The organism is Streptomyces sulfonofaciens, assembly GCF_014656295.1.
Taxonomy (GTDB): Bacteria; Actinomycetota; Actinomycetes; order Streptomycetales; family Streptomycetaceae; genus Streptomyces; species Streptomyces sulfonofaciens.
In genome coordinates this window covers 15,025-34,989 of sequence record NZ_BNCD01000026.1, presented here as the reverse complement: position 1 = coordinate 34,989, position 19,965 = coordinate 15,025, and the positions used below count along the sequence as shown (strand labels likewise).

16 protein-coding genes, 1 tRNA gene and 3 pseudogenes are annotated in these 19,965 nt (G+C 71.8%); 12 read left to right on the top strand and 8 right to left on the bottom strand.

The window, feature by feature from the left end:
• Positions 1-7 precede the first annotated feature (7 nt).
• From ettA to IE313_RS30075, 4 genes and pseudogenes are all read right to left on the bottom strand, one after another.
• Positions 8-1,672 carry an energy-dependent translational throttle protein EttA gene (gene ettA / locus IE313_RS30090; protein WP_189937815.1) on the bottom strand — a complete coding sequence of 555 codons (1,665 nt, stop codon included), beginning with the start codon at positions 1,670-1,672 and terminating at the stop codon, positions 8-10.
• A 434-nt stretch (positions 1,673-2,106) separates the two neighbouring features.
• Entirely contained in the window at positions 2,107-3,447 is a 1,341-nt protein-coding gene (locus IE313_RS30085) for an LAETG motif-containing sortase-dependent surface protein (RefSeq protein WP_229925089.1), read from the bottom strand.
• A 578-nt stretch (positions 3,448-4,025) separates the two neighbouring features.
• A pseudogene (locus IE313_RS30080) lies at positions 4,026-4,517 on the bottom strand (single-stranded DNA-binding protein); the annotation flags it as partial.
• Between the two features lie 491 nt (positions 4,518-5,008).
• Complete coding sequence (locus IE313_RS30075; RefSeq protein WP_444546258.1) at positions 5,009-7,126, bottom strand: GTPase; 2,118 nt, start codon at positions 7,124-7,126, stop codon at positions 5,009-5,011.
• Positions 7,127-7,358: 232 nt separating this feature from the next.
• Between IE313_RS30075 and IE313_RS30070 the strand changes: the two genes are divergently transcribed.
• A complete protein-coding gene (locus IE313_RS30070; protein WP_189937804.1) occupies positions 7,359-7,553 on the top strand; it encodes a hypothetical protein in 195 nt (64 codons plus the stop codon).
• Between the two features lie 1,909 nt (positions 7,554-9,462).
• On the opposite strand, the pseudogene IE313_RS36240 reads toward IE313_RS30070, so the two are convergent.
• Together IE313_RS36240 and IE313_RS36235 are read right to left on the bottom strand one after the other, a co-directional pair.
• Positions 9,463-10,644 (bottom strand): annotated as a pseudogene (locus IE313_RS36240) (ATP-binding protein); the annotation flags it as partial.
• A gap of 753 nt (positions 10,645-11,397) precedes the next feature.
• Positions 11,398-11,769 (bottom strand): annotated as a pseudogene (locus IE313_RS36235) (dynamin family protein); the annotation flags it as partial.
• Between the two features lie 310 nt (positions 11,770-12,079).
• Between IE313_RS36235 and IE313_RS30055 the strand changes: the two are divergent.
• A tRNA-Arg gene (locus IE313_RS30055) sits at positions 12,080-12,152 on the top strand.
• 184 nt (positions 12,153-12,336) lie between these two features.
• On the opposite strand, the gene IE313_RS30050 is transcribed toward IE313_RS30055, so the two are convergent.
• On the bottom strand, positions 12,337-12,747 hold the full coding sequence (locus IE313_RS30050; protein ID WP_189937802.1) for a hypothetical protein: 411 nt from the start codon (positions 12,745-12,747) through the stop codon (positions 12,337-12,339).
• 77 nt (positions 12,748-12,824) lie between these two features.
• Complete coding sequence (locus IE313_RS30045; RefSeq protein ID WP_189937801.1) at positions 12,825-13,316, bottom strand: ArsI/CadI family heavy metal resistance metalloenzyme; 492 nt, start codon at positions 13,314-13,316, stop codon at positions 12,825-12,827.
• Between the two features lie 78 nt (positions 13,317-13,394).
• Between IE313_RS30045 and IE313_RS30040 the strand changes: the two genes are divergently transcribed.
• From IE313_RS30040 to IE313_RS29995, 10 genes are all read left to right on the top strand, one after another.
• Positions 13,395-13,802: an ArsR/SmtB family transcription factor gene (locus IE313_RS30040; RefSeq protein WP_189937799.1), complete on the top strand. Its 408-nt coding sequence runs from the start codon at positions 13,395-13,397 to the stop codon at positions 13,800-13,802.
• Positions 13,799-14,887, top strand: coding sequence for an ACR3 family arsenite efflux transporter (gene arsB, locus IE313_RS30035; RefSeq protein WP_189937797.1), 1,089 nt, complete (start codon positions 13,799-13,801; stop codon positions 14,885-14,887). The genes IE313_RS30040 and arsB overlap by 4 nt, the downstream gene beginning before the upstream one ends.
• Positions 14,880-15,299, top strand: a complete 420-nt coding sequence (locus tag IE313_RS30030) for an arsenate reductase ArsC (protein WP_189937795.1) — start codon at positions 14,880-14,882, stop codon at positions 15,297-15,299. The genes arsB and IE313_RS30030 overlap by 8 nt, the downstream gene beginning before the upstream one ends.
• A 246-nt stretch (positions 15,300-15,545) precedes the next feature.
• A complete protein-coding gene (locus IE313_RS30025) occupies positions 15,546-16,736 on the top strand; it encodes a helix-turn-helix domain-containing protein (RefSeq protein ID WP_189937792.1) in 1,191 nt (396 codons plus the stop codon).
• A 79-nt stretch (positions 16,737-16,815) separates the two neighbouring features.
• Positions 16,816-17,196 (top strand): DUF6415 family natural product biosynthesis protein, encoded by a 381-nt coding sequence (locus IE313_RS30020; protein ID WP_189937790.1) that lies wholly within the window; start codon positions 16,816-16,818, stop codon positions 17,194-17,196.
• A 2-nt stretch (positions 17,197-17,198) separates the two neighbouring features.
• Positions 17,199-17,381, top strand: a complete 183-nt coding sequence (locus IE313_RS30015; RefSeq protein ID WP_189937788.1) for a hypothetical protein — start codon at positions 17,199-17,201, stop codon at positions 17,379-17,381.
• Between the two features lie 50 nt (positions 17,382-17,431).
• Positions 17,432-18,274: a Scr1 family TA system antitoxin-like transcriptional regulator gene (locus IE313_RS30010; protein ID WP_189937786.1), complete on the top strand. Its 843-nt coding sequence runs from the start codon at positions 17,432-17,434 to the stop codon at positions 18,272-18,274.
• Positions 18,268-18,411 carry a hypothetical protein gene (locus IE313_RS30005; RefSeq protein ID WP_189937784.1) on the top strand — a complete coding sequence of 48 codons (144 nt, stop codon included), beginning with the start codon at positions 18,268-18,270 and terminating at the stop codon, positions 18,409-18,411. The genes IE313_RS30010 and IE313_RS30005 overlap by 7 nt, the downstream gene beginning before the upstream one ends.
• Positions 18,412-18,421: 10 nt before the next feature.
• The gene (locus tag IE313_RS30000) at positions 18,422-18,604 is read left to right on the top strand and encodes a hypothetical protein (RefSeq protein ID WP_189937782.1); all 183 of its coding nucleotides are present in this window, start codon (positions 18,422-18,424) and stop codon (positions 18,602-18,604) included.
• A gap of 273 nt (positions 18,605-18,877) precedes the next feature.
• On the top strand, positions 18,878-19,651 hold the full coding sequence (locus IE313_RS29995; protein WP_189937780.1) for a GntR family transcriptional regulator: 774 nt from the start codon (positions 18,878-18,880) through the stop codon (positions 19,649-19,651).
• The last annotated feature ends 314 nt before the right edge of the window (positions 19,652-19,965 follow it).

Below are 19,965 nucleotides of genomic sequence, written 5' to 3'. Positions count from 1 at the left end.
CCCGCCCTCAGCCCCGGGTGAGCTTCTTGTACGAGGCGCGGTGCGGGCGCGCGGCATCCGGGCCGAGCCGCTCGACCTTGTTCTTCTCGTACGACTCGAAGTTCCCCTCGAACCAGAACCACTTGGACTCGCCCTCGTAGGCGAGGATGTGCGTGGCCACGCGGTCCAGGAACCACCGGTCGTGGGAGACGACGACCGCACAGCCGGGGAAGTCCAGCAGCGCGTTCTCCAGCGAGGAGAGCGTCTCGACGTCCAGGTCGTTGGTGGGCTCGTCGAGGAGCAGGAGGTTGCCGCCCTGCTTGAGGGTGAGCGCGAGGTTGAGGCGGTTGCGCTCACCGCCGGAGAGCACGCCCGCGGGCTTCTGCTGGTCGGGGCCCTTGAAGCCGAAGGCGCTGACGTAGGCGCGGGAGGGCATCTCGACCTGGCCGACGTTGATGTAGTCCAGTTCGTCGGAGACGACCGCCCACAGCGTCTTCTTCGGGTCGATGTTGGAGCGGGTCTGATCGACGTAGGAGATCTTGACCGTATCGCCGACCTTGATCGTGCCCGAGTCCGGCGTCTCCAGGCCCTGGATCATCTTGAACAGGGTGGTCTTGCCCGCGCCGTTCGGGCCGATGACGCCGACGATGCCGTTGCGCGGGAGCGTGAACGACAGGTCCTCGATGAGCACCTTGTCGCCGAACGCCTTGCTCAGCTTGTCGATCTCGACGACCACGTTGCCCAGGCGCGGGCCCGGCGGGATCTGGATCTCCTCGAAGTCCAGCTTCCGCATCTTCTCTGCCTCGGCGGCCATCTCCTCGTACCGGGCGAGGCGGGCCTTGGACTTGGCCTGGCGGCCCTTGGCGTTGGAGCGGACCCACTCCAGCTCTTCCTTGAGCCGCTTGGCGCGCTTGGCGTCCTTCTGGCCCTCGACCTTGAGACGGGTCTGCTTGGTCTCCAGGTACGTGGAGTAGTTGCCCTCGTACGGGTAGGCGCGGCCGCGGTCGAGTTCGAGGATCCACTCGGCGACGTTGTCCAGGAAGTAGCGGTCGTGGGTGATCGCCACGACGGTCCCGGCGTACTTGGCGAGGTGCTGCTCCAGCCAGCTCACCGACTCGGCGTCGAGGTGGTTGGTGGGCTCGTCGAGCAGCAGCAGGTCGGGCTGCTCGAGCAGCAGCCGGCAGAGCGCGACACGGCGCCGCTCGCCACCGGAGAGGTTGGTCACCGGCCAGTCGCCGGGCGGGCAGCCCAGCGCGTCCATGGCCTGCTCCAGTTGGGCGTCCAGGTCCCACGCGTTGGCGTGGTCCAGGTCCTCCTGGAGCTTGCCCATCTCCTCCATCAGGGCATCGGTGTACTCGGTCGCCATCTGCTCGGCGATCTCGTTGAACCGGTCGAGCTTGCCCTTGATTCCGGCGACGCCCAGTTGCACGTTCTCCAGGACGGTCTTGTCGTCGTCGAGCGGCGGCTCCTGAAGCAGGATGCCCACGGTGTAGCCAGGCGAGATGAACGCGTCGCCGTTGGACGGCTGCTCCAGACCGGCCATGATCTTGAGGACGGTCGACTTGCCCGCGCCGTTCGGCCCGACGACACCGATCTTCGCGCCGGGCAGGAAGCTCAGGGTGACGTCGTCGAGGATCACCTTGTCGCCGTGCGCCTTGCGCGCCTTGCGCATGGTGTAAATGAACTCAGCCAAAAGAAACCGTCCGGCAGCTTGAACCTGCATTGTCAGTATCGATGCTGTCGAGTGCCACCATCGACTCCGCCGCATGACGGCAGACGTACTCCATCTTGCCGTACTGCGGGCCCCTCGCGAAAACCGGCTGGCGGGCGCCACCGCGTGCGGGTCCTGGCGCGCCGGCCCGCCGCGACGTGGCCGGAGTCCCGCGCGGCGACGCCCGCCGCGCCCCTGCCCGCCATGGCGCCGTCACCGCCTGTCACGCCGACTACCCGGTGTTCGCCCCGGCCCGGGCCGTCGCCCGTGCGGTGCCGCCATGGAGGTGCGCGCCCCCAGGGCGTGCGCCACCCGGGGCCGCACGACACACAGCGGCCCCGGCTCGCCTCGGGGCGGGCCGGGGCCGGCTGCTCACCGAGTGCCGCGCGGCACTCCGTGTTCAGGCGTGCCGTGCGTCAGTGCTGGGCGGGAGCCTTCTTCCTGCGGACCAGGAAGACCGCGCCACCGCCGACCACGACCAGGGCGATCGCTATGCCCGCGATCATCGGCGTGGCGCTGGAGCTGCCGGTCTCGGCGAGGTCGCCCCCGGTGCTGCCACCGGAGGTACCGCCGGCCGACGCCGGGCTCGGCTGCGACGAGGGCTGCGTGCCGCTGCCACCCTGGGTCTTGCAGTCCAGGACGCCCTTGAAGCGCTTCTCGAAGCCGTTCGGGCCCTTGATCGTGAAGTCGTAGGCCTGGTCCTCCTTCAGGGGGACCGTCACCGTCTGGGACTTGCCGGCCTCGATGGTGTGCTTCAGGCCCATGAGCTCGAACGTGAAGGGCTGGTCGCCCTGGTTGCTCGCGGTGATGTCGACGCCGTTCTTGGCGCAGTCCTTCTCGGCGGAGAGGGCGGGGATGGCGCCCTTCTTGGCCCAGTTCGCCGTGGCGGTCGCGGAGACGGTGGACTCGCTGGAGCCGGCGAGGATCTGCGTCTGGCTACGGGTCTCGGAGGCGAAGGCGCGGCCTACCGGAACCGTGGTGGACGCCTGCACCGACAGGGCGGCCGTCCCGTCCTCGGCGCCCTGCGGGACGTCGAAGAAGAGCTGGCTGCCGTTGGCCGCGGCGGTGACCGGCTTGCCGTTCCTGTCGACGATCTTCACACCGCTCACCGCGGCGTCCGCGGGCGGGGCGACCGTGACCTGGCCGGCGTTGGTGCGGACCGTCACCGGGCCGAGCTTCTCGCCGGCGTGGCCGGAGACCGCGGGCGGCTCCAGGGTGAGGGATGCCTTCGGCTCGGCGACGGTCTGCGCGTTCTTCTGCAGGTAGTCGGCGAGCTTCTCGGCGGCCGGGCTGGAGGCGTCCACGTCGGCCTGGTCCGAGAAGCGCCAGATGGCGACCTGGGTGCCGGCCGCGGCGTCCTGCTCGGTCAGGTTTCCGGCACCCGCCTTCCTCGCCAGCGCGGCGAGGTCGTTCACCTGCGGGTAGGAGTTCTGCAGAATCCAGCTGATCTTTCCTGCATCGGGGTTGCCGTTGAGCGAGGTGCCGCTCCAGGGGGTCTCCTGGTACTTGGCGTCCTTCTGCGTCGGATTGTGGATGTCGATGCAGTACGTCTGCAGCGTGCCGCCGTCGTCGACCGTCATCTCGAAGAGACCGGCGGAGACCTTCTGGTCCCTGCCGTGGTCGTGGACGACTGCCTGACCGAACGTCTTGAGCCCACCGATCGTGGCGGTGGCTCCACCGTGCTGCTGCGGCGCCTCATCGGCGGCAGCGGTGCCCGCGGCGGCTATGGTGCCCGCCGCAACCAGGCCGGACACCAAGGTCGCGGCGGCGAGGCGGGCGACACCTCGCCTGTACTCAGAGAGTGCAGAAAACACAGAATTCCCCTCCGGGCGGGAACCGTTGACATGGGGGGTTAGTCGGCCCGCCAGCAGAACCAGATTCCCCGTGAGCTTCGCCCGGCATCCTAGGAAGAGCGGCGCAACAGGGTCCCCACTCATACCGTCGGATAACCGATCCGACTCGTAATCGTTATTCACAACACCGGATCCACACTGGCCTTATCGACAAATCCACTGGTCCGACTCGCCGATAAGACGCAGAACGGGCGGGCGCTGCCCTTCGTCTGAAGCGGTGGTGCCGTCTGCTCCGGTGCTCGCTTCCGGTTTCCCGCGCATGGCGCCGCGCCCATCCGGACCATGTCGAGGCGGCCGCGCTCGCGGCGTCATACCACTGCCACCGGTGCCGCGGAGAGTTCTGCGGCCGCCGGCTCGGAGGGCCACCCCGCTCGCACGTCTCCCCGTGCCGGCGCCTCGGCGGGAACGGGGTCCTGCTCCCAGGCGGGCTCCGGGTGTCGGGCGGCGCTCGGGGGCTCACCGGCGCCCGGCTCCCCCGCGCTGCCGGCCCGCGCCGCCTGGGGCGGGGGCGGCGGGGCGGGCGGCCCTGCTTCTGCGGATGCCGTGAAAGGCGGGGACGGGGGCGGGCCCTCTCCCTTCGCCGCGGGCTGCTGCCCACCGGTGGTGCCGTCGGTCCGCGACGTCCTGCGGAAAGCGGACGTGCCACGGGACAGGTCGTGGCCGATCACCAAGGCGTCGACGTCCGCCGACATCCACTGCTGTCCCCCGCCGCGCTCCTCGTTGCGCACCCGCAGCCTGCCCTGCACGATGACCGGATCGCCCACGGACAGCGAGGCCGCCGCATTGCCGCCCAGCGCCCGCCGGGCCCACACGGTGAAGAAGTTCGTGTGGCCGTCCGACCACTGGCCCGTCGTGCGGTCCCGGTGCCGCGCGGTCGCCGCAAGGCGGAAGCGCGCGACAGGTCCTGACGGGAGCTCACGGAAGACCGGTGTGGTCGCGACGTTCCCGACCACCGTGACCATCGTCTCGTTCATTTTCTGACCCCTCCCTCTCCAACCCGGGCGCAGCCATGGCGCGGGGACGTACGGCCCCCTCGCGGGCGCCGGAACGGCTGCGGCTGCGTCCTGCGGCCCGGGCCGGCTCTCGACCCGTCGGCGACCGCGGATTCAGAGTGCACCCGCCGCGAGAGACCCGCTGGAGCCTGTGGACGCCGGCCGGGTTGTGGAAAACTCCGTCACCCGCGCAGGTGAACGAGCGGATGGCGGCGCGCCCGTCCGGACCCGGCACCGTCCTGTCCCGAGCCGGCACCCAGCCCCGGCCGGAGCCGCGCCCCTCCCGTCCCGCCTTCTCCTGTCATGCCTCCTCCCGTCCGCCCGCCCCCTTCCCCACCCCCGCTCCGCCCCGGGCAGACGCCCGTCCCGTCGGGACCCCGATCCCTCGGCCGTCCGGACCCGCAATCCTCACCCGTCCGGGCCCGGGGCCCTCACCCGTCCGAACCCGACCCCGCCCGTCCGGGCCCGGGCCCTCACCCCACCCGCGCCGCCGTGGGCTGTGCCGTCCCCAGCACCCGTACGTACTGCTCCCGCACCTCCGCGTACCGCAGCAGTTCCCCGGAGACGGGATCCAGGACCCTGGCCCGGCCGCAGCCCGCCGCAGCCTCCCGGAGGCGGCGCTCCGCTTCGAGTCCGTACCGGCGTGCCGGGCCGCGCGCCGCCACCCGGCACGCCCAGTCGACCAGCGGTCCGCCGACGACTCCGATCGACATCAGCATGACCGGTACGCCCAGGTTCGGCGGGCAGAGGCCCAGGATCTGCCCGGACAGCCACAGCCCGCCCACGATCTGCATGAGCGTCATGGCCGCCTGCGTCAGGACCGCCACGGGCCACCACCCGGGCCGCGGCGGCTTGTCGGACACTCCCGCGGTGACGGCCAGCTCGTCCAGGGCCCTGGGCAGGCCGCGCGCACCGCGCACGGCGGCCTCGCGCACGGCCTGGGCCCAGGGCGCGGGCAGCCCGGCTGCGGCCTGCTCGGCCACCGTCCGCACGGCCTGCTCGACCCGCTGCCTGGCGGTGGCCTCCTCGGCCGCTGAGGCGCCCGGAGCCGAACGGCGGATCCGTGGGAACCGCCAGGACTCGTACCGCCGCCACAGCCGCAGCCAGGGCGATCCGCATGCCTTGCTCGCGTTCCTGCGCCAGGCGCGCTCCGCGGCGACACCGGCGGCCGTCGCGCCGATCGCCTCGGCGAGCCGGTCCGCGAACTCCTCGCGGGCCTCCTCACTGAGCCCGTACTGCCGGCCCGCGGCGTACACCGGGCGCAGTCCGCTCGCCACGGCGGACACATCGGCGGCGATACGGCGCCCCGCGGCGCCCCGCCTGGCCACGAACTGGCCGATGGTGCCGCGCAGTTCCCCGATGCCGCGGCCGGTCGCCGCCGACACCGCGAGCACGGTGGCGCCGGGCTCGCCGTGCTCGCCCAGCGCCACGCCGTCCTCGTCGAGCAGCCTCCGCAGGTCGTCGAGCACCTGGTCGGCGGCCTCGCCCGGGAGCCGGTCGACCTGGTTGAGCACGATGAACATCACCTCGGCGTGCCCCGCCATGGGACGCAGGTAGCGGTCGTGCAGGACGGCGTCCGCGTACTTCTCCGGGTCGACGACCCAGATGACCGCGTCGACGAGTGCGAGGACGCGGTCCACCTGCTCGCGGTGCGCCACCGCCGCCGAGTCGTGGTCGGGGAGGTCCACCAGGATGAGGCCGCTCAACTGGGCCTCCGCCTCCGCGTTGTGCGGTGGTCTGCGCCGCAGCCGCGCGGGGATGCCGAGCCGGTCGAGCAGCGGCGCCGCGTCGTCCGACCAACTGCACGCCACGGGGAACGAGGTGGTCGGGCGGCGGGCACCGGTGTCCGAGATGGTGACTCCGGCGAGGGCGTTGAACAGCGACGACTTCCCGCTGCCGGTGGCCCCCGCGAGAGCGACCACGGTGTGCCGGCCGGAGAGCCTGCCGCGGGCCGACGCCTCGTCGAGCACCCGCCCCGCCTCGGCGAGCGTGCCGCTCTCCACGCGGGTCCTGGACAGTCCCACCAGCTCGCGCAGCGCGTCGAGGCGGTCGCGCAGGGGTGCGTCGTACACGGACTCGCGTCCCGTACGCGGTTCCCCGTCCGGAGCAACACTCCCAGTGAGGGCGGACGCGCTACCGCCCAGGTCCACGACGTCGTCCTCCTGGGCACCGCCCGCCGCGCGCCGGGCGATCAGTCCGTCGTCCCAGACGCCTTCGGACTGGTTGGGGAGTTGGCCGGAGGCTTCCCCCGGGGACCCCGAAGGGACGGAGGAGGCGACAGCAGCAGAGGGGGCAGAGGGGTCGAAGGAGACGGAGGAGGCGGCTGGGTCGTCGGGCGTGGTCGGAAGCTCTGGGTCCTCGGGGGCGAGCGGGGCCCCTGGGTCTTCGGGTGTGATCGGGACGGCTGAGTCGGCGGGGGTGATCCCGACGGCTGGTGCCTCGGGGGTTGCCGGGGCGATTGGGGCGGTCGGTGTGATCGGTGCTTCAGCGGACGCCGGACCGGCGGGGGCGCCGGAGGCCGCCGGGGCGGAAGGCGTGGTCGAGACGGCCGGTGGGGCCGACGCGGCCGAGGCGCCAGGTACGGGGGGCACGACCGAGGCGTCAGGTACGGGGGGCGCGGGTGCGACGGGCGCGGTAGGTGCGGGGGCGACGGGTGGTTGCGTCGGCATGGGCGGGATGACCAATGGCCTCGGGGTGAACGGCTGCTGAGCGGACTGTGCGAGTGCCCCCGGCGCCTCGGGGGTGCTGGGGCGGGCGTCGGCCGGGGGCGCGGAAGGTGGAGCGGGCGTGGGCCCCGCTGGGGGCGCGGAAGGCGGAGCGGGCATGCGCTCCGGCCGGAGCACGGCCTCCTCGGGTGGCACGGATTCCTCGTACGGCATGGGCTCCTCGAACGCCGTGCACTCCGCACCCGGCGCGGAGTCCTCCGGCTTCTCCCCTTCGGCGGGCCCGCCCGTCGGGGCCGGGACGGGTTCCGGAGCGACCTCGGGCCGCTCGGACACGTTCCCGGACGGCTCCTGACCGGACGACGGCGGCTCCTGACCGGACGACGGCGGCACCCGGCCGGGTGCGGACAGCTCCGAACCGGGCGCGGAGGACTCCGTCCTGGGTGCGGGCGGCTCGGGGCCCGCCTCGGGCGTGGGAGGGGCGGAGCCGGGCTCCGGCGCGAGGCGCCGGCATCCGGTCCCGGTTCCGGGACCGGGACCGGGACCGGGCTCTGCGCCAGGCTGTGGATCGGGGCTCGGCCCGGGACCGGGACTCGCCTCGGAGACGGGGCCCGCCACCCGGTCGGAGCTCGACTCGGATTCGGGACCCGGCTGGGATTCGGGACCCGACTCGGCTTCAGGGTCCGGCTCCGTTTCCGGGCTCGGCTCAGGATCGGTGTTCGGCTCAGGATCGGTGTTCGGCTCACGGCCGGGAACGAGCTCGTCCCCGGTATCGGGCCGCTGTCCGGGATCCGGCCGGGACGGAAGGTCCGAGGCGGCCCCCGGGCCCGACTGCGGCGCCGGGTCCTGCTTGGACTGCGGCACGGATCCGGGCTCGCTCACCGGCGCGGATCCGGACTCGTCCTCCGACAAGGGCGCGGTCCCGGGCCCGGGGCCCGGCTTGGGCCCCGGCATGGGCCCCGGCTCGACGGTGGGGGTGGAGAGTGTCGCGTGGACGGCTCCCGAGAGGACCTTCGGTGCTGCCTCCTCCGCCGCCGCCTCGGCGTCTGCCCGTGGCACCAGCACGGACACCGGCTTGCGCGGGAACGCCGCGGGAATGAGGGCGGCCAGGACCTCGGGGTCGCTCTGCGGGACGAGGACGGGCACGGGGTGCGGCACCGCCGTGGACCGCGCCTTGGGGGCACGCTTGTGCTCGCGGCGCCCTTCCGCGTCGCCGTCGTGCTCGGCGCCATGCGGGTGTGCGGCGCCGGGAGCCCGTTCCGTGCCGGGGGCGTCCCCTGCACGGGTGGCCTGCCGCGTACCGGGGGCGCGCTCCGCGTCCGTGTCGGAGGCTCCCCCTGCGTACGCCTCCGCGTCGTACGCCTCCGCGTCCGCCGCGGCAGTGCCCCCTCCTGCGGTAGTTTCCGTCGCCGTCGCCGTCGCCGTCGGCTCGGAGCCGGGCCGCCGCGCGGCATCGCCGTCCCGTCCGGTGTCAACAGGCCGTCCCTGGGCGGTCTGCGGCACTCCGGGAGCGCCGTTTGCCACGGAGCGGGCGGCACGAGGTTCGGAGACATCTCCGGAAAGGGCCTCGTGGCGCGGCTGGGGGGTGAACACGCTGGAGCCCTGGCCACCCGCCCGGCCACCCGCCGGGCCGCCTGCCGGACCATCTGCCGGGCCGTCGGGGCTTGCGCAGGAAGCGTCCGTCATCGGGCCGTGGGAGGCGCCGACGGCGCCGTGGGCGGCTCCGCCCGTCGGCGTTCGCGGGACGACCGGACCTGAGGGAGGCCCCTCTGAGCCCGGCCCTCCCGAGAAGGGGACTCCTGAGGGGGAAGCCACTGAGGCCGACGCCGCTCGCGCTCCGCCGTGGGGCCCCTCAGACGTCCGGGAACGGCCGTCATCGACGGCAGAGCCATCATGATCAGTCTGACCGCCAGGGTCCACCCGGACGGCCCTGCCCGCGTACTCGCCGCCGTCGCCCCGCCTTGAGCCGTCGGATTCATCCGCGTCACGGATCCCTTCGTCGCCGTCACCAGGATGCTCGGCCCGATATGCCTCACCAGGGTGCTCGCGCCGGCCGGCACCGCCCGTGGCAACGGCGGAGGCCGTCTCACCGGGGCGCTCACCGTGAGCGCCGTGCTCGACGTGACCGGTTCGGTCGACCTGACCTGCTCGGTCGACCTGACCTGCTCGGTCGACGTGACCGGTTCGGTCAACGTGACCGGTTCGGTCGACCTGACCGGCTCGGTCGACGTGGTCCGCCTCATCCGTCACGGCAGTCACCGCGGTCACCTCTCCTTCTGCAGTACGGACAGCGCGGCGATCAGTTCGGCCTGGGGTTCGGCACGGACGTCCAGGGTGTCGAGCGGGGCGAGGCGGCGCTCGCGTTCGGTGTGCAGGACCCGTTCGACGTAGCTGACGAGGAGCCGCCCGCCCCGGTCGCGCAACCTCAGCGCCGGGCGCGCCCCGATCCGGTCCGCGAGCTTGTCGCCCGCGGAGCGCGCCCGGCGGCCGCCCAGCAGCGTGGTGGCCAGCAGGGCGGCAATGGCCTCGGGATCGGGGGCGGAACTCTTCTCCAGGGCCCGGGCCTCGTCCTCCGCGTACTCCTCGATGACGCGCCGCCAGCGCCGCACCGCCAGGCCGATCCGGTGCTCCGCGCTCTCCAGCGCGGTGTCACGGGCCGCCAGGACGGGGGCCTCGGCGGCGGGTTCGCGCCGCCACCGCTCCTCGATGCGCTCGTCCGCAGCGGCCACGGCGCACAGCAGCAGCGCCGCCAGGTTCTCGACGAGCGCATCGAGCAGTTCGCCGGGACCGCAGTCCAGCGGATAGCTGCGCCAGCGCTTCAACGCGTCGCCGGCGAGCACGGCGCCCGCCTGCAACCGTCCTCTCAGACGTGTGTGCTCATGGTCGTAGGCGGCCTCCACGGCCGAGACGAGCCGGACGGCGGCGGCGTGCTGGGCGGCCACGGCACCGGCCAGCTCCGGCATCCGGGTGCGCAGCGAACGGAGCACGCCGTTGGCCGTCCGGGTGACGGCGTGGGCCCGTACGTGGGGATCCCGGACGCACTCACTGAGCCAGTCGTGCAGCGGCGCCACGGCACTGGCCGGCAGCAGCCCGCCGCCGCCCGCGGACTCGGGCAGTTCGGGCACGGTGAACCGGGGGACCGCGCCGAGCCCGGCCTTGGTGAGCAGCGCGTCGTACTGCGCGGACACCTCGTCCACGACCTGGTGGGGCACGCGGTCGAGAACGATCACCAGGGTGGAGTCGTACTGCTTGGCGGTGCGCAGCAGGTGCCAGGGCACGGCGTCGGCGTACCTGGCTGCCGTGGTGACCATGATCCATACATCGGCGGCGCAGATCAGCTCCGCGGCCAGCAGGCGGTTCTCCACCACCAGGGAGTCGATGTCGGGGGCGTCCAGGAGGGCGAGCCCACGCGGCAGGGTGGGGACGGTCTCGATCCGCAGCACCTGTTCGTCCGAGTCGGCGGCGGACCGACCGGCGCCCTTTGCGCGCGTGCCCCGGCCGCCACCCGGTGCGGGCCAGGGCCCGTCGCGGAAGCCGCTCGCTCCCCTTGCGCGGGCCCGTGGTCCGCCGTCGGGAACGGCCCGTCCGCCGCTCCCGGAGAAGGCCCTGCCGTCATCCTCGGGAAGGAGGCGCGCACCGCGGCCGCCGGGCGTCTGCCGGCCGTCCTGGTGCGTGCGGTAGACGTGTTCGACGGGGTGCCGCGCCTCCGGGCGCCCCGGGCGTGCGGTACTGGCGGTGCGCCCGGTCGTGCGCCCGAAGGCGTCACGCCCGCCGTAGGCGTCGGGGGCGCCGTAGGGATCGGGCGCGCCGAACGTGTCGCCGTAGGCGTCGGACCGGCCGAGGGAGTCGCGGCCAAGGGCGTCCCGGCCCAGCGGGTCGCGGCCGAAGGAATCGCGGCCGAAGGAATCGCCGTAACCGTCTCCACCGTCTCCATAGGCGTCGTCATAGGAGTCGTGCCCGCCGAAACCGTCGCCGTCGCCGAAACCGTCCCCGTAGGACTCTCCGTAGGTCTCCCCCAGGGACTCTCCCAGGGTGGTGCTTGCGTAGGAGTCGCCGTAGGAGTCGCTTCCGTGCAAGCCGGAGGCGCCCATCCTGGTCGCGGCGCCGTGCGCTCCGGAGTGGTGACCGCCGGGGCCGCCCGCCCCCCGATCGTGCCCAGGACCGCCCCGGTCCCCGCCCGGGCCCGCTGAACCGGAGGGCCACACGCGCGTGAGGTCCGGCAGGACCCGCATACCGCTGAACCAGTGCAGGTCCTCCGGATGGCAGACGAGCACGGGCGTGCGCGTCGTGGGCCGCAGCACCCCCGCTTCGCTGACCTGACGGCCCACCAGGGAGTTGACCAGGGTGGACTTCCCCGCCCCCGTCGACCCGCCCACCACGGCGAGCACGGGAGCCTGCGGCGCCTTCAGCCGGGGCAGGAGGTAGTCGTCGAGCTGCGCCAGCAGCTCCGCCCGGTTGGCACGCGCGCGTGGCGCCCCGGGCAGGGGCAGCGGAAAGCGCGCCGCGGCGACGCGGTCGCGCAGAGCGGAGAGCGCGTCGAGCAACTGAGGCCGTACGTCCAAGGTCACCACATGCGAAGAATGCCCAATTTCGGATGCTTTCTAAAGCATATGTGCATGTCTGCGCGCCGATCAGACACGCGAGGCGGAAGGGATACCGGGGGTAAAGGCATAACGAGTGCACAACACCCGGGGCCAGAGGCTCCAAAAGCGATGCAGGATTCGGAACTGCCTGCGATTATCAGGACCGCTTCACCGAACCTCCACATCGTGGCACGCTCAGGAAGCACCAGGGACGTGGACCAGGGAGCCCTATCCTTGTCCCCGACCCAGGCAGATCACGGCCCGCCCGCCCGGACCGCGACCCGCCACCCACCGCCCGGCCCCCGTAGCTCAGTGGATAGAGCAGGCGCCTTCTAAGCGCTTGGCCGCAGGTTCGAGTCCTGCCGGGGGCGCCCAGAACATGGCCGGCCGGTCTGCGCACCGGCCCCGCCGTGAGCGGGACGACCACGCGCCGCGTCAAGCGGCCCAGCTCCTGGGCCGTCGCGGCGGAGACGGCCACTCGGAGCTGGATCTCACGCCGGGGCCGCAGGCAATGCACCCCGGATGGAAAGCGTCGTACAGACGGCGCTGCTCGGCTTATGGCAGTTGTGCGAGGCTCACGCCGAGCCGCGGCAGCACTTCGATGAAAGCCGGGTTCCGCTCGCCCTCGCCTCGCCCAGCCTCGCACCGATGGAGCCGTGTAAGCAGCTCGCGCGCGGGGTGGTGCGTGGGGCGTGCGACGAAGTCGGTGCGGATCTTGTCGATGGCCCAGGCGGGCAGGACCGCGCCGGGGATGGGTTCGGCGTTGAGCTCGTCGGATGCGAGCCGGGACCGCAGGGCGGCCCCGGCCCCGAAGGGCCCCGCGGACCGGCCGGCCCGGCCTGTCCCGATGGCTACTCCCTCCAGCCACAGCCCGGTGACCCTGACGCGCTCGTGTGCCGCCGGACCGGCGCCCCACCGCCCGACGACGGCGGCACGGCGCCGCAGGCGGCCGCTCTGGACCCGCAACACAGGCATTACCCATGAGCCCGTGCCCCCTCCTGCCTTCGGGCAGAAGGGGGCCATCACTCATGCGCTGCCCGCGGTCAGCCGCCGCACTTGCAACCGGGGCCGACCGAGACAGGCTCCGCGACGGAAACGGCAGCATCCGTCGGAGCCGTGCTCGAACAGCAGGCGTCGCCACCCTGGACCGGGCTCTTGCCTAGCTGGTCGGCATCGGCCTTCACCACGTAGACCTCCCAGGGCTCGCGGCCCGGGCCGTGGACCCAGACCTTGTCCTGGAGGGCGTAGCAGCACGAGGTGTCGTTCTCCTCGAACGTGGCGAGCCCCGCGTCCTTGAGCCGGTTCGTCGCTGCGTCGACCAGGTCGGTCGACTCGACCTCCACCCCGAGGTGGTCGAGACGGGTTTCCTCTCCCGGCTCGCCCTCGATCAAGACGAGCTTGAGCGGGGGTTCCGCGATGGCGAAGTTCACGTATCCCTCGCGGCGCTTGGCCGGACCGGTGCCGAACAGCTTCGAGTAGAAGACGATCGACGCCTCAAGATCACTGACGCGCAGCGCGAGCTGTGCACGCGACATAACACACTCCCATCTGGTTGTATCGACGTCCGTCAATTCCACCTTGCAACGTGAATAGAAGGATGTCAACATAGAAGCATGTCGAAACAAGAGCTTGCAGTGCTCGGTCAGGACAGTGACTCCGGCACCTGCTGCCCGGCACTGCTGACCACTCCCCTTGACGAGGGACAGGCCGGAGAGCTGGCGAAGGTGTTCAAGGCGCTCGGCGACCCGGTACGGCTACGCCTGCTGTCGATGATCGCCTCACGCGCCGGCGGCGAGGTCTGCGTCTGCGACCTCACGCCCGCCTTCGACCTCTCGCAGCCGACGATCTCGCACCACCTCAAGCTGCTCCGACAGGCCGGCCTGATCGACTGCGAGCGGCGCGGCACGTGGGTCTACTACTGGCTGCTGCCCGAGATGGTCGACCGGCTCGCCGCCATCCTGACCCGCCCCGCAGGCGAAGCCCTTCCCACCCCTGCCGAGGCCGCCGGGGCGAGCGCGTGAGCACAGCATCCGAGCAACAGGTAGCGGGCCGCCTTTCCTTCCTGGATCGCTACCTCGCGGTGTGGATCCTGGCCGCCATGGCGGTCGGTCTCGGTCTCGGCCGCCTGGTGCCCGGCCTGGGGGATGCCCTGGCGAAGGTCACCGTGACCGGGGTGTCGCTGCCGATCGCGCTCGGTCTGCTCGTGATGATGTATCCCGTCCTGGCCAAGGTCCGCTACGACCGGCTCGACACCGTCACCCGTGACCGCCGGCTGCTGCTTCCCTCGCTGCTGCTGAACTGGATCGTCGGCCCGGCCGTCATGTTCGCGCTGGCGTGGCTGTTCCTGCCGGACCTGCCCGAGTACCGCACGGGTTTGATCATCGTTGGGCTGGCCCGCTGCATCGCCATGGTGATCATCTGGAACGACCTTGCCTGTGGGGACCGTGAGGCCGCCGCGGTCCTGGTTGCGCTGAACTCGGTATTCCAGGTGATCGCCTTCTCTGCCCTCGGCTGGTTCTACCTGTCCGTACTGCCCGGGTGGCTCGGGCTGGAGCAGGCCGGACTCGACGTGTCCGTGTGGGAGATCGCCCGAAGCGTGCTGATCTTCCTCGGCATTCCCCTGATCGCCGGGTACCTCACGCGTCGGATCGGCGAGCACGCCAAGGGACGGACCTGGTACGAGTCCAGACTGCTGCCGCGCCTCGGGCCGTTCGCCCTCTACGGACTGCTCTTCACGATCATCGTCCTGTTCGCGCTGCAAGGCGATGCGATCACCTCGCAGCCGCTCGACGTCGCACGCATCGCGCTCCCGCTGCTGGTGTACTTCGGCCTCATGTGGGCCGGTTCCATGGCGCTCGGCCGTGCCGCCGGTCTGGCCTACCAGCGCGCGACGACGCTCGCGTTCACGGCTGCCGGCAACAACTTCGAGCTTGCCATTGCCGTGGCCATCGCCACGTTCGGCGCCACCTCCGGGCAGGCACTCGCCGGAGTGGTCGGCCCCCTGATCGAGGTACCGGTGCTGATCGGCCTCGTCTACGTCGCGCTGTACGCCCGCCGCTTCTTCACCGCACCTGCCGCACCCCAGGAAGACCCCGCTCATGTCTGACACCACCGTGCCGTCCGTGCTGTTCGTCTGCGTCCACAACGCAGGCCGCTCTCAGATGGCGGCCGCCTTCCTCACCCACCTCGCGGGCGACCGCGTCCAGGTCCGCTCCGCAGGTTCCACCCCGGCGGACGAGGTGAACCCGTCCGTCGTGGCGGCCATGGCCGAGGTCGGCATCGACATCTCGGCCGAAGTGCCCAAGGTGCTCACCGTCGATGCCGTCCAGGCCTCTGACGTCGTGATCACGATGGGATGCGGGGACACCTGCCCCGTCTTCCCCGGCAAGCGCTACTTGGACTGGCAGCTTGACGACCCCGCCGGCCAAGGTGTCGGGGCTGTCCGGCCCATTCGCGACGAGATCGAAAAGCGGGTCCATGGCCTGCTCGATGAGATCACCGCGACACGGCAGGCATGACCCAGGCCACCAACATGCCCATCGTGCCGGTGGTGCTTCACTGCACCACCGGTCGTCCTCAATCTGAAGGCCGCAGATAGCCGTGACGCACCGCGCCCCCTTCCGCCTTCGGGCGGGAGGGGGCGGTTTCGCGCGTTCAGGAAGCGCTGAGGCCCTGCCTCCGTGTGGTGGCAGGGCCTCGCGACGTCCCGCCGGGCGTTCGGCGGAGTACCGTTCCGATTGTCTAGGTCTGAAGGGAGGCCCAGTATGCCCGAGAGCGGTGACACCCGCATCGGTCCTCACGTCCGTGCACTCCGAAAGCGTCGGGGCCTCACACAACGCGGTCTAGCCGCAGCCTCCGGGGTGTCTCTCGCCACCATCCGGAAGCTGGAGCAGGGAACGGCCGGCGAGACCAGGTTGGAAACGGCACGGGCACTAGCCATGGCCCTGCACGTGACTACCAGCACGCTGCTGCGCCGCGCTACCGCCCCGGCAGATGAGCCGACCGGGGATCATTGGGCACCGGTGCGAGCGGCGCTGATGGCACCGCCATCACCCGCGTACATCGGCGATGATGCTCCCACTTTTGAAGGAGTGCGCGCGGCCCTCCTGGACGCCGACCCGCTGTTCGCTGGTGACCAGTTCGCCGAGCTAGCCGCGATCTTGCCGCCGCTGCTCCGCGACGCCGGCACTCTGGACGCCGAGGATCCGGGTGCGCGTGCAGTCCGGGGGCGGCTACTACAGCTAACTGGCTGGCTCCTGACGCAGAATCGCCAGTTCGATGCTGCCGAGCACGCGTTGACGCGGGCTCTGGCGAGTGCTGTCGACCAGCAGGACGGCGCAGCTACTATCACCACCCTCTGTTGGCTCATGCTGAGGACCGGGCGGCTGACGGAGGCTCGCGAACTGGCCATGCGCTGGGCCGACGACATCGAACCGCGCCTGTCTCGCGCCAGTGCTGACGAGCTGTCGTCGTGGGGGTGGATGACGCTCAGGTTGTCGGCTGCTGCGGTGCGCGACGCACGCCCCGAAGAGGCGGCGGACGCGCTGCGCATGGCCAAAGCGGCGGCGGCGGCCCTCGGGCGCGAGCACACACCGCGCGGTGACTTCCTGCGGACCTTCGGCCCCACGACCGTTGTACTCAAGCGGACAGAGAACGCTGCGGTGTCGGGGCGCCCCGATGTGGTGCTGAAGCTCGCCGACACGATCCCCAGCGGCACGCTGTCGGCCACGAGCAACAACCGGAACCGTCACCTGCTGGACGTGGCGGATGCGCATGTGTGCATGCGCGACTACGCCAAGGCTATCGACGTCTTGCAAGACATCCGGGGATCGTCTCCCGAGTGGTTGCCTCAGCAGCGGTACGCGCGAGACATCATGGCCCAGATCATCAAGCGGCGCCGGACGCTGACGCCCCAGATGCGTGACCTGGCCGACGTGACAGGGGTACCTCTGTGACCTGCTGAGTAGTACTTCTGCGAGCGAGGCGAGCAAAGTGCCATTGAGCCCTTAGGGACTGGGTCCTTAGGTTCCTGGCATGACGCAGGTCACAGACAGCGATCACCTGAGCGCAGCATTGGACATCGAGTCGATGCGCGCGGCCGCGGCTGCGGTGCTCGCCCCGGATGCGTTCCCGAGGCAGGGCGAGGTGGAAGGTACGCGGCTGCTGCTGCGGCTCCACATGGTCCGGCTCATCGCCGCGGTGGAGAATTCCGCAGCGACTCGGCCGGCCGAGTCCGTGCCGCGTGAGGTTGCGCTGGCCGAGGCGCGGTCCGCACGTGTGCTGCTGACCCTCTGGCCGGAACCGGGGCTCGGGGCCGCCTGGCGGCACGTCAGGATCCTGGCGTGCGAGGTGCGTGCCCTGTGCGACCGTTACGACATGCTCACCGGCGCCCTTCCTGTGGGGGCCACATCGTGAGCATGCACGCCGCCCCCCGCAACTGCCCGGTGGGTGCGGCCCTCGATGCCACCAGCGGCCCGGTGCGGGTGCGCGCCCGAGCGCACACCGTCCGCCTCTGGGCTCGGGACCTGGCCGGCCCCGCCGTCATCACCGTCGCTTTCGTCCTCGGCGGCTGGCTCCTCTACCAGCTCGCCAAGGGCTGAGCCCCGCGCACCGCCCTCTCTGCCCTGTACCTGTCCGAAGGAATCTTCCTGTGCTGCCTTCCGCCAACCCCGCCCCGCCGCCGGTCTTCCGCGAGGGCCGAAAACCTGGCTATCTCGTCGTCACGGCAGACCTACCCGTGCTGCGCACGAGCTGCCAGCAGTCCCTGGTGGCGGTCAGCCAGCGCACCGGCATCAGCCGTCCGGCCCTGCACCGCCTGGAGCACGCCGCCGGCCCTCTCACCGAGGACCAGGCGCGCACCCTGTACGGCCAGTACGGCATCACCACTGCCGATGAATGCTGGGGCCTGGCCGAGAGCCTGGCCCAGGACGAGGTCATCGACTGTCTCCCGAACCCGGTGCGCAGGGCGGCCGCGGTCGAGCGCGCGGCCACGCACATGCGCGTCTTCACCAGCCACGCGGTGCCGCCCATCGTGCAGACCGCCGAGTACGCCCGCGCGCTGGCCGACCTGTGGCCGCAGAAGAACCGCGCCGTGCTGGAACACGCGGACACCCGCCGACTGACCGACGACGACCCGCGCTCGGTGCTCGTCATCCTGGAGGAAGGCGTCCTGCGACGCCGGATGAAGGACGCCCAGGTGCTGGCCCCCCAGTGGGCGCACCTCCAGGTCCTCATGGACCGCCGGCAGGCCGAGGTACGCATCCTGCCCTTCACCAGCCCGTGGTGTTTGCCGACGCCCCACGTTGCCGAGCTGGTCCTCCACGGTCGGGCCGACAGCTACCTCTACGCCGACTTCCACGGCCCGAACCTGGTCATCTACACCCGCAGCTCGGAGGTGCACGAGCGGTTCACCGAGATGCAGGCCGGCGCCCTCAGCGCGGAGGAGAGCTACTCCCTGCTGGGGCAGGCCCGCAAGGAGGCGGCGACGTGGTGACCATCCACGCGCGTATCCGGCGCGTGCACGACGTGCTCGTGGAGCACACCGGTCTCGGCCTCGGCCAGGTGACCGTGCTCGTGACCGCCGTGCTCGCCGACGCCGCATGGGCCCTGTCCCTCGTCCGCCCGACCTGAAGGTCTTCCTGTGATCTGCGTCCGATGCGACCAGGGCATCCGCCCGGGCGAGCCCTACGACTCCCACATCCACCACGGCGCCAGCGGCCCCGGCACGACGAACTACTCCCACAAGCAGTGCCCCAAGCGACCGCGGCGCCCTGCCCCCGAGCCCGCGAACCGCCCGGAACCGGCCCCGGACCGCCGCCCCTGACCGCCCTGGCCCGCCCGGTACCCGCGCACCCGACCCCCCGCCGCGTGCCCACGACCCGACGGGCCAGGGCCCACCAAGCCCCCGCGGCCCGGCTGCTCTCAGCGCCGCACCGCGGGATATGCGGCCACCAGAACCGCGTGGCCGCACCCCGGCCGGGACCGCCCCACCGCGCCCGGCCGGGGACCCAACCCCCCCGAGCCGGAGCCACGCCGGGTCGGGCCGCAACCCCTTGCGGCCCGGCCACACACCCTCGCATCACGAGAGCAGCACCCCATGGCCTTCAACGTCGAGTTACCGAAATACATCCGCCTCGCACGCACGATCCAACGCCAGATCGAGGACGGCGCATACAAACCAGGCGAGCTGCTGCCCAGCGAGAACCGACTCCGCGCGGACACCGGGTACTCCCGCCCCACCGTGGTGCGCGCGCTGTCGCTGCTGAAGCAGGACGGCTGGATCGAGTCCCGGCACGGATACGGCACCGTCGTACGCGGACGCCCCGAGCCCAGCGAGCCCCGCCCGCGCCTGGGTCTGCGGGCGTGCGAGCGCATCGAGGCCGAGACGCCGGGCCGGCTCGTGGACGTCGGCCACGTCCGAGCACCACAACGCATCGCCGACCTACTCGACGTCAGCAAGGGAGCGATGGTCGTCCGCCGCCGCTTCTTGGTGGAGCAGGACGGCCACCCCGAGCAGGTGGCGTGCTCCTACTTCCCCAAGGCCATGTGCCAGGGCGCCCGGCTGGCCGACCCGGGCCCGCTCGACGAGCCCTTGCGAGCCCACGTCGAAGCCCGCCACCGCATCCGCTATGACCACGTCAAGGAACACGTCACCGCCCGGCGGTCCACGGACGACGAGGCAGACATGCTCGGTCTCCTCCGGGGCTCCCGCCCGACGGCAGCGCACTCGACGACGTCTACCGCACGAACTGACTTCCACAACCTCCGTTGGCGGAGGCGAAGACCGACGCGGACCCTACCCGGCCCGGCTTCAACCCGCAGAGGAGGAGAAGCGCCGCCTATAGCCTCTTGGCCCCCCGGCGCGTTGTAACGGCCTGCCCTTCGAACACGTACGACTGAAGGAATTTCATGACGAACATGACCGGCGAGTCCGACGAGGCGACCCGCCTGCGGAACAAGGTGTGAATGAGCTGTGCGCGGACGGCACGATCGCCTCCCCGGAGTCGAAAGGTGGCGACACCGTCGACGAGGTCCGCAGCGAGCGGGGCGCCGACGGTATCGGGGCAGTGTCGGCGACTCCCGGCCATCGCAAGCCGGCTGATACGGCTCAGCGTCGGCGCGCCGTGAAGACAGTTCCGGCCACCACGGATGCGCCCCGGTCCGCGTCCTCCAAGACGCAGCCGA

What these genes read in the sequence shown, in the direction of transcription:
- IE313_RS30040 (WP_189937799.1), top strand. Translation starts at nt 13,395, where the DNA reads ATGTCGAAACAAGAGCTTGCAGTGCTCGGTCAGGACAGTGACTCCGGC.
- IE313_RS30025 (WP_189937792.1), top strand. Translation starts at nt 15,546, where the DNA reads ATGCCCGAGAGCGGTGACACCCGCATCGGTCCTCACGTCCGTGCACTC.
- IE313_RS30030 (WP_189937795.1), top strand. Translation starts at nt 14,880, where the DNA reads ATGTCTGACACCACCGTGCCGTCCGTGCTGTTCGTCTGCGTCCACAAC.
- IE313_RS30015 (WP_189937788.1), top strand. Translation starts at nt 17,199, where the DNA reads ATGCACGCCGCCCCCCGCAACTGCCCGGTGGGTGCGGCCCTCGATGCC.
- IE313_RS29995 (WP_189937780.1), top strand. Translation starts at nt 18,878, where the DNA reads ATGGCCTTCAACGTCGAGTTACCGAAATACATCCGCCTCGCACGCACG.
- IE313_RS30070 (WP_189937804.1), top strand. Translation starts at nt 7,359, where the DNA reads ATGCGCTCCGGCCGGAGCACGGCCTCCTCGGGTGGCACGGATTCCTCG.
- IE313_RS30020 (WP_189937790.1), top strand. Translation starts at nt 16,816, where the DNA reads ATGACGCAGGTCACAGACAGCGATCACCTGAGCGCAGCATTGGACATC.
- IE313_RS30045 (WP_189937801.1), bottom strand. Translation starts at nt 13,316, where the DNA reads ATGTCGCGTGCACAGCTCGCGCTGCGCGTCAGTGATCTTGAGGCGTCG.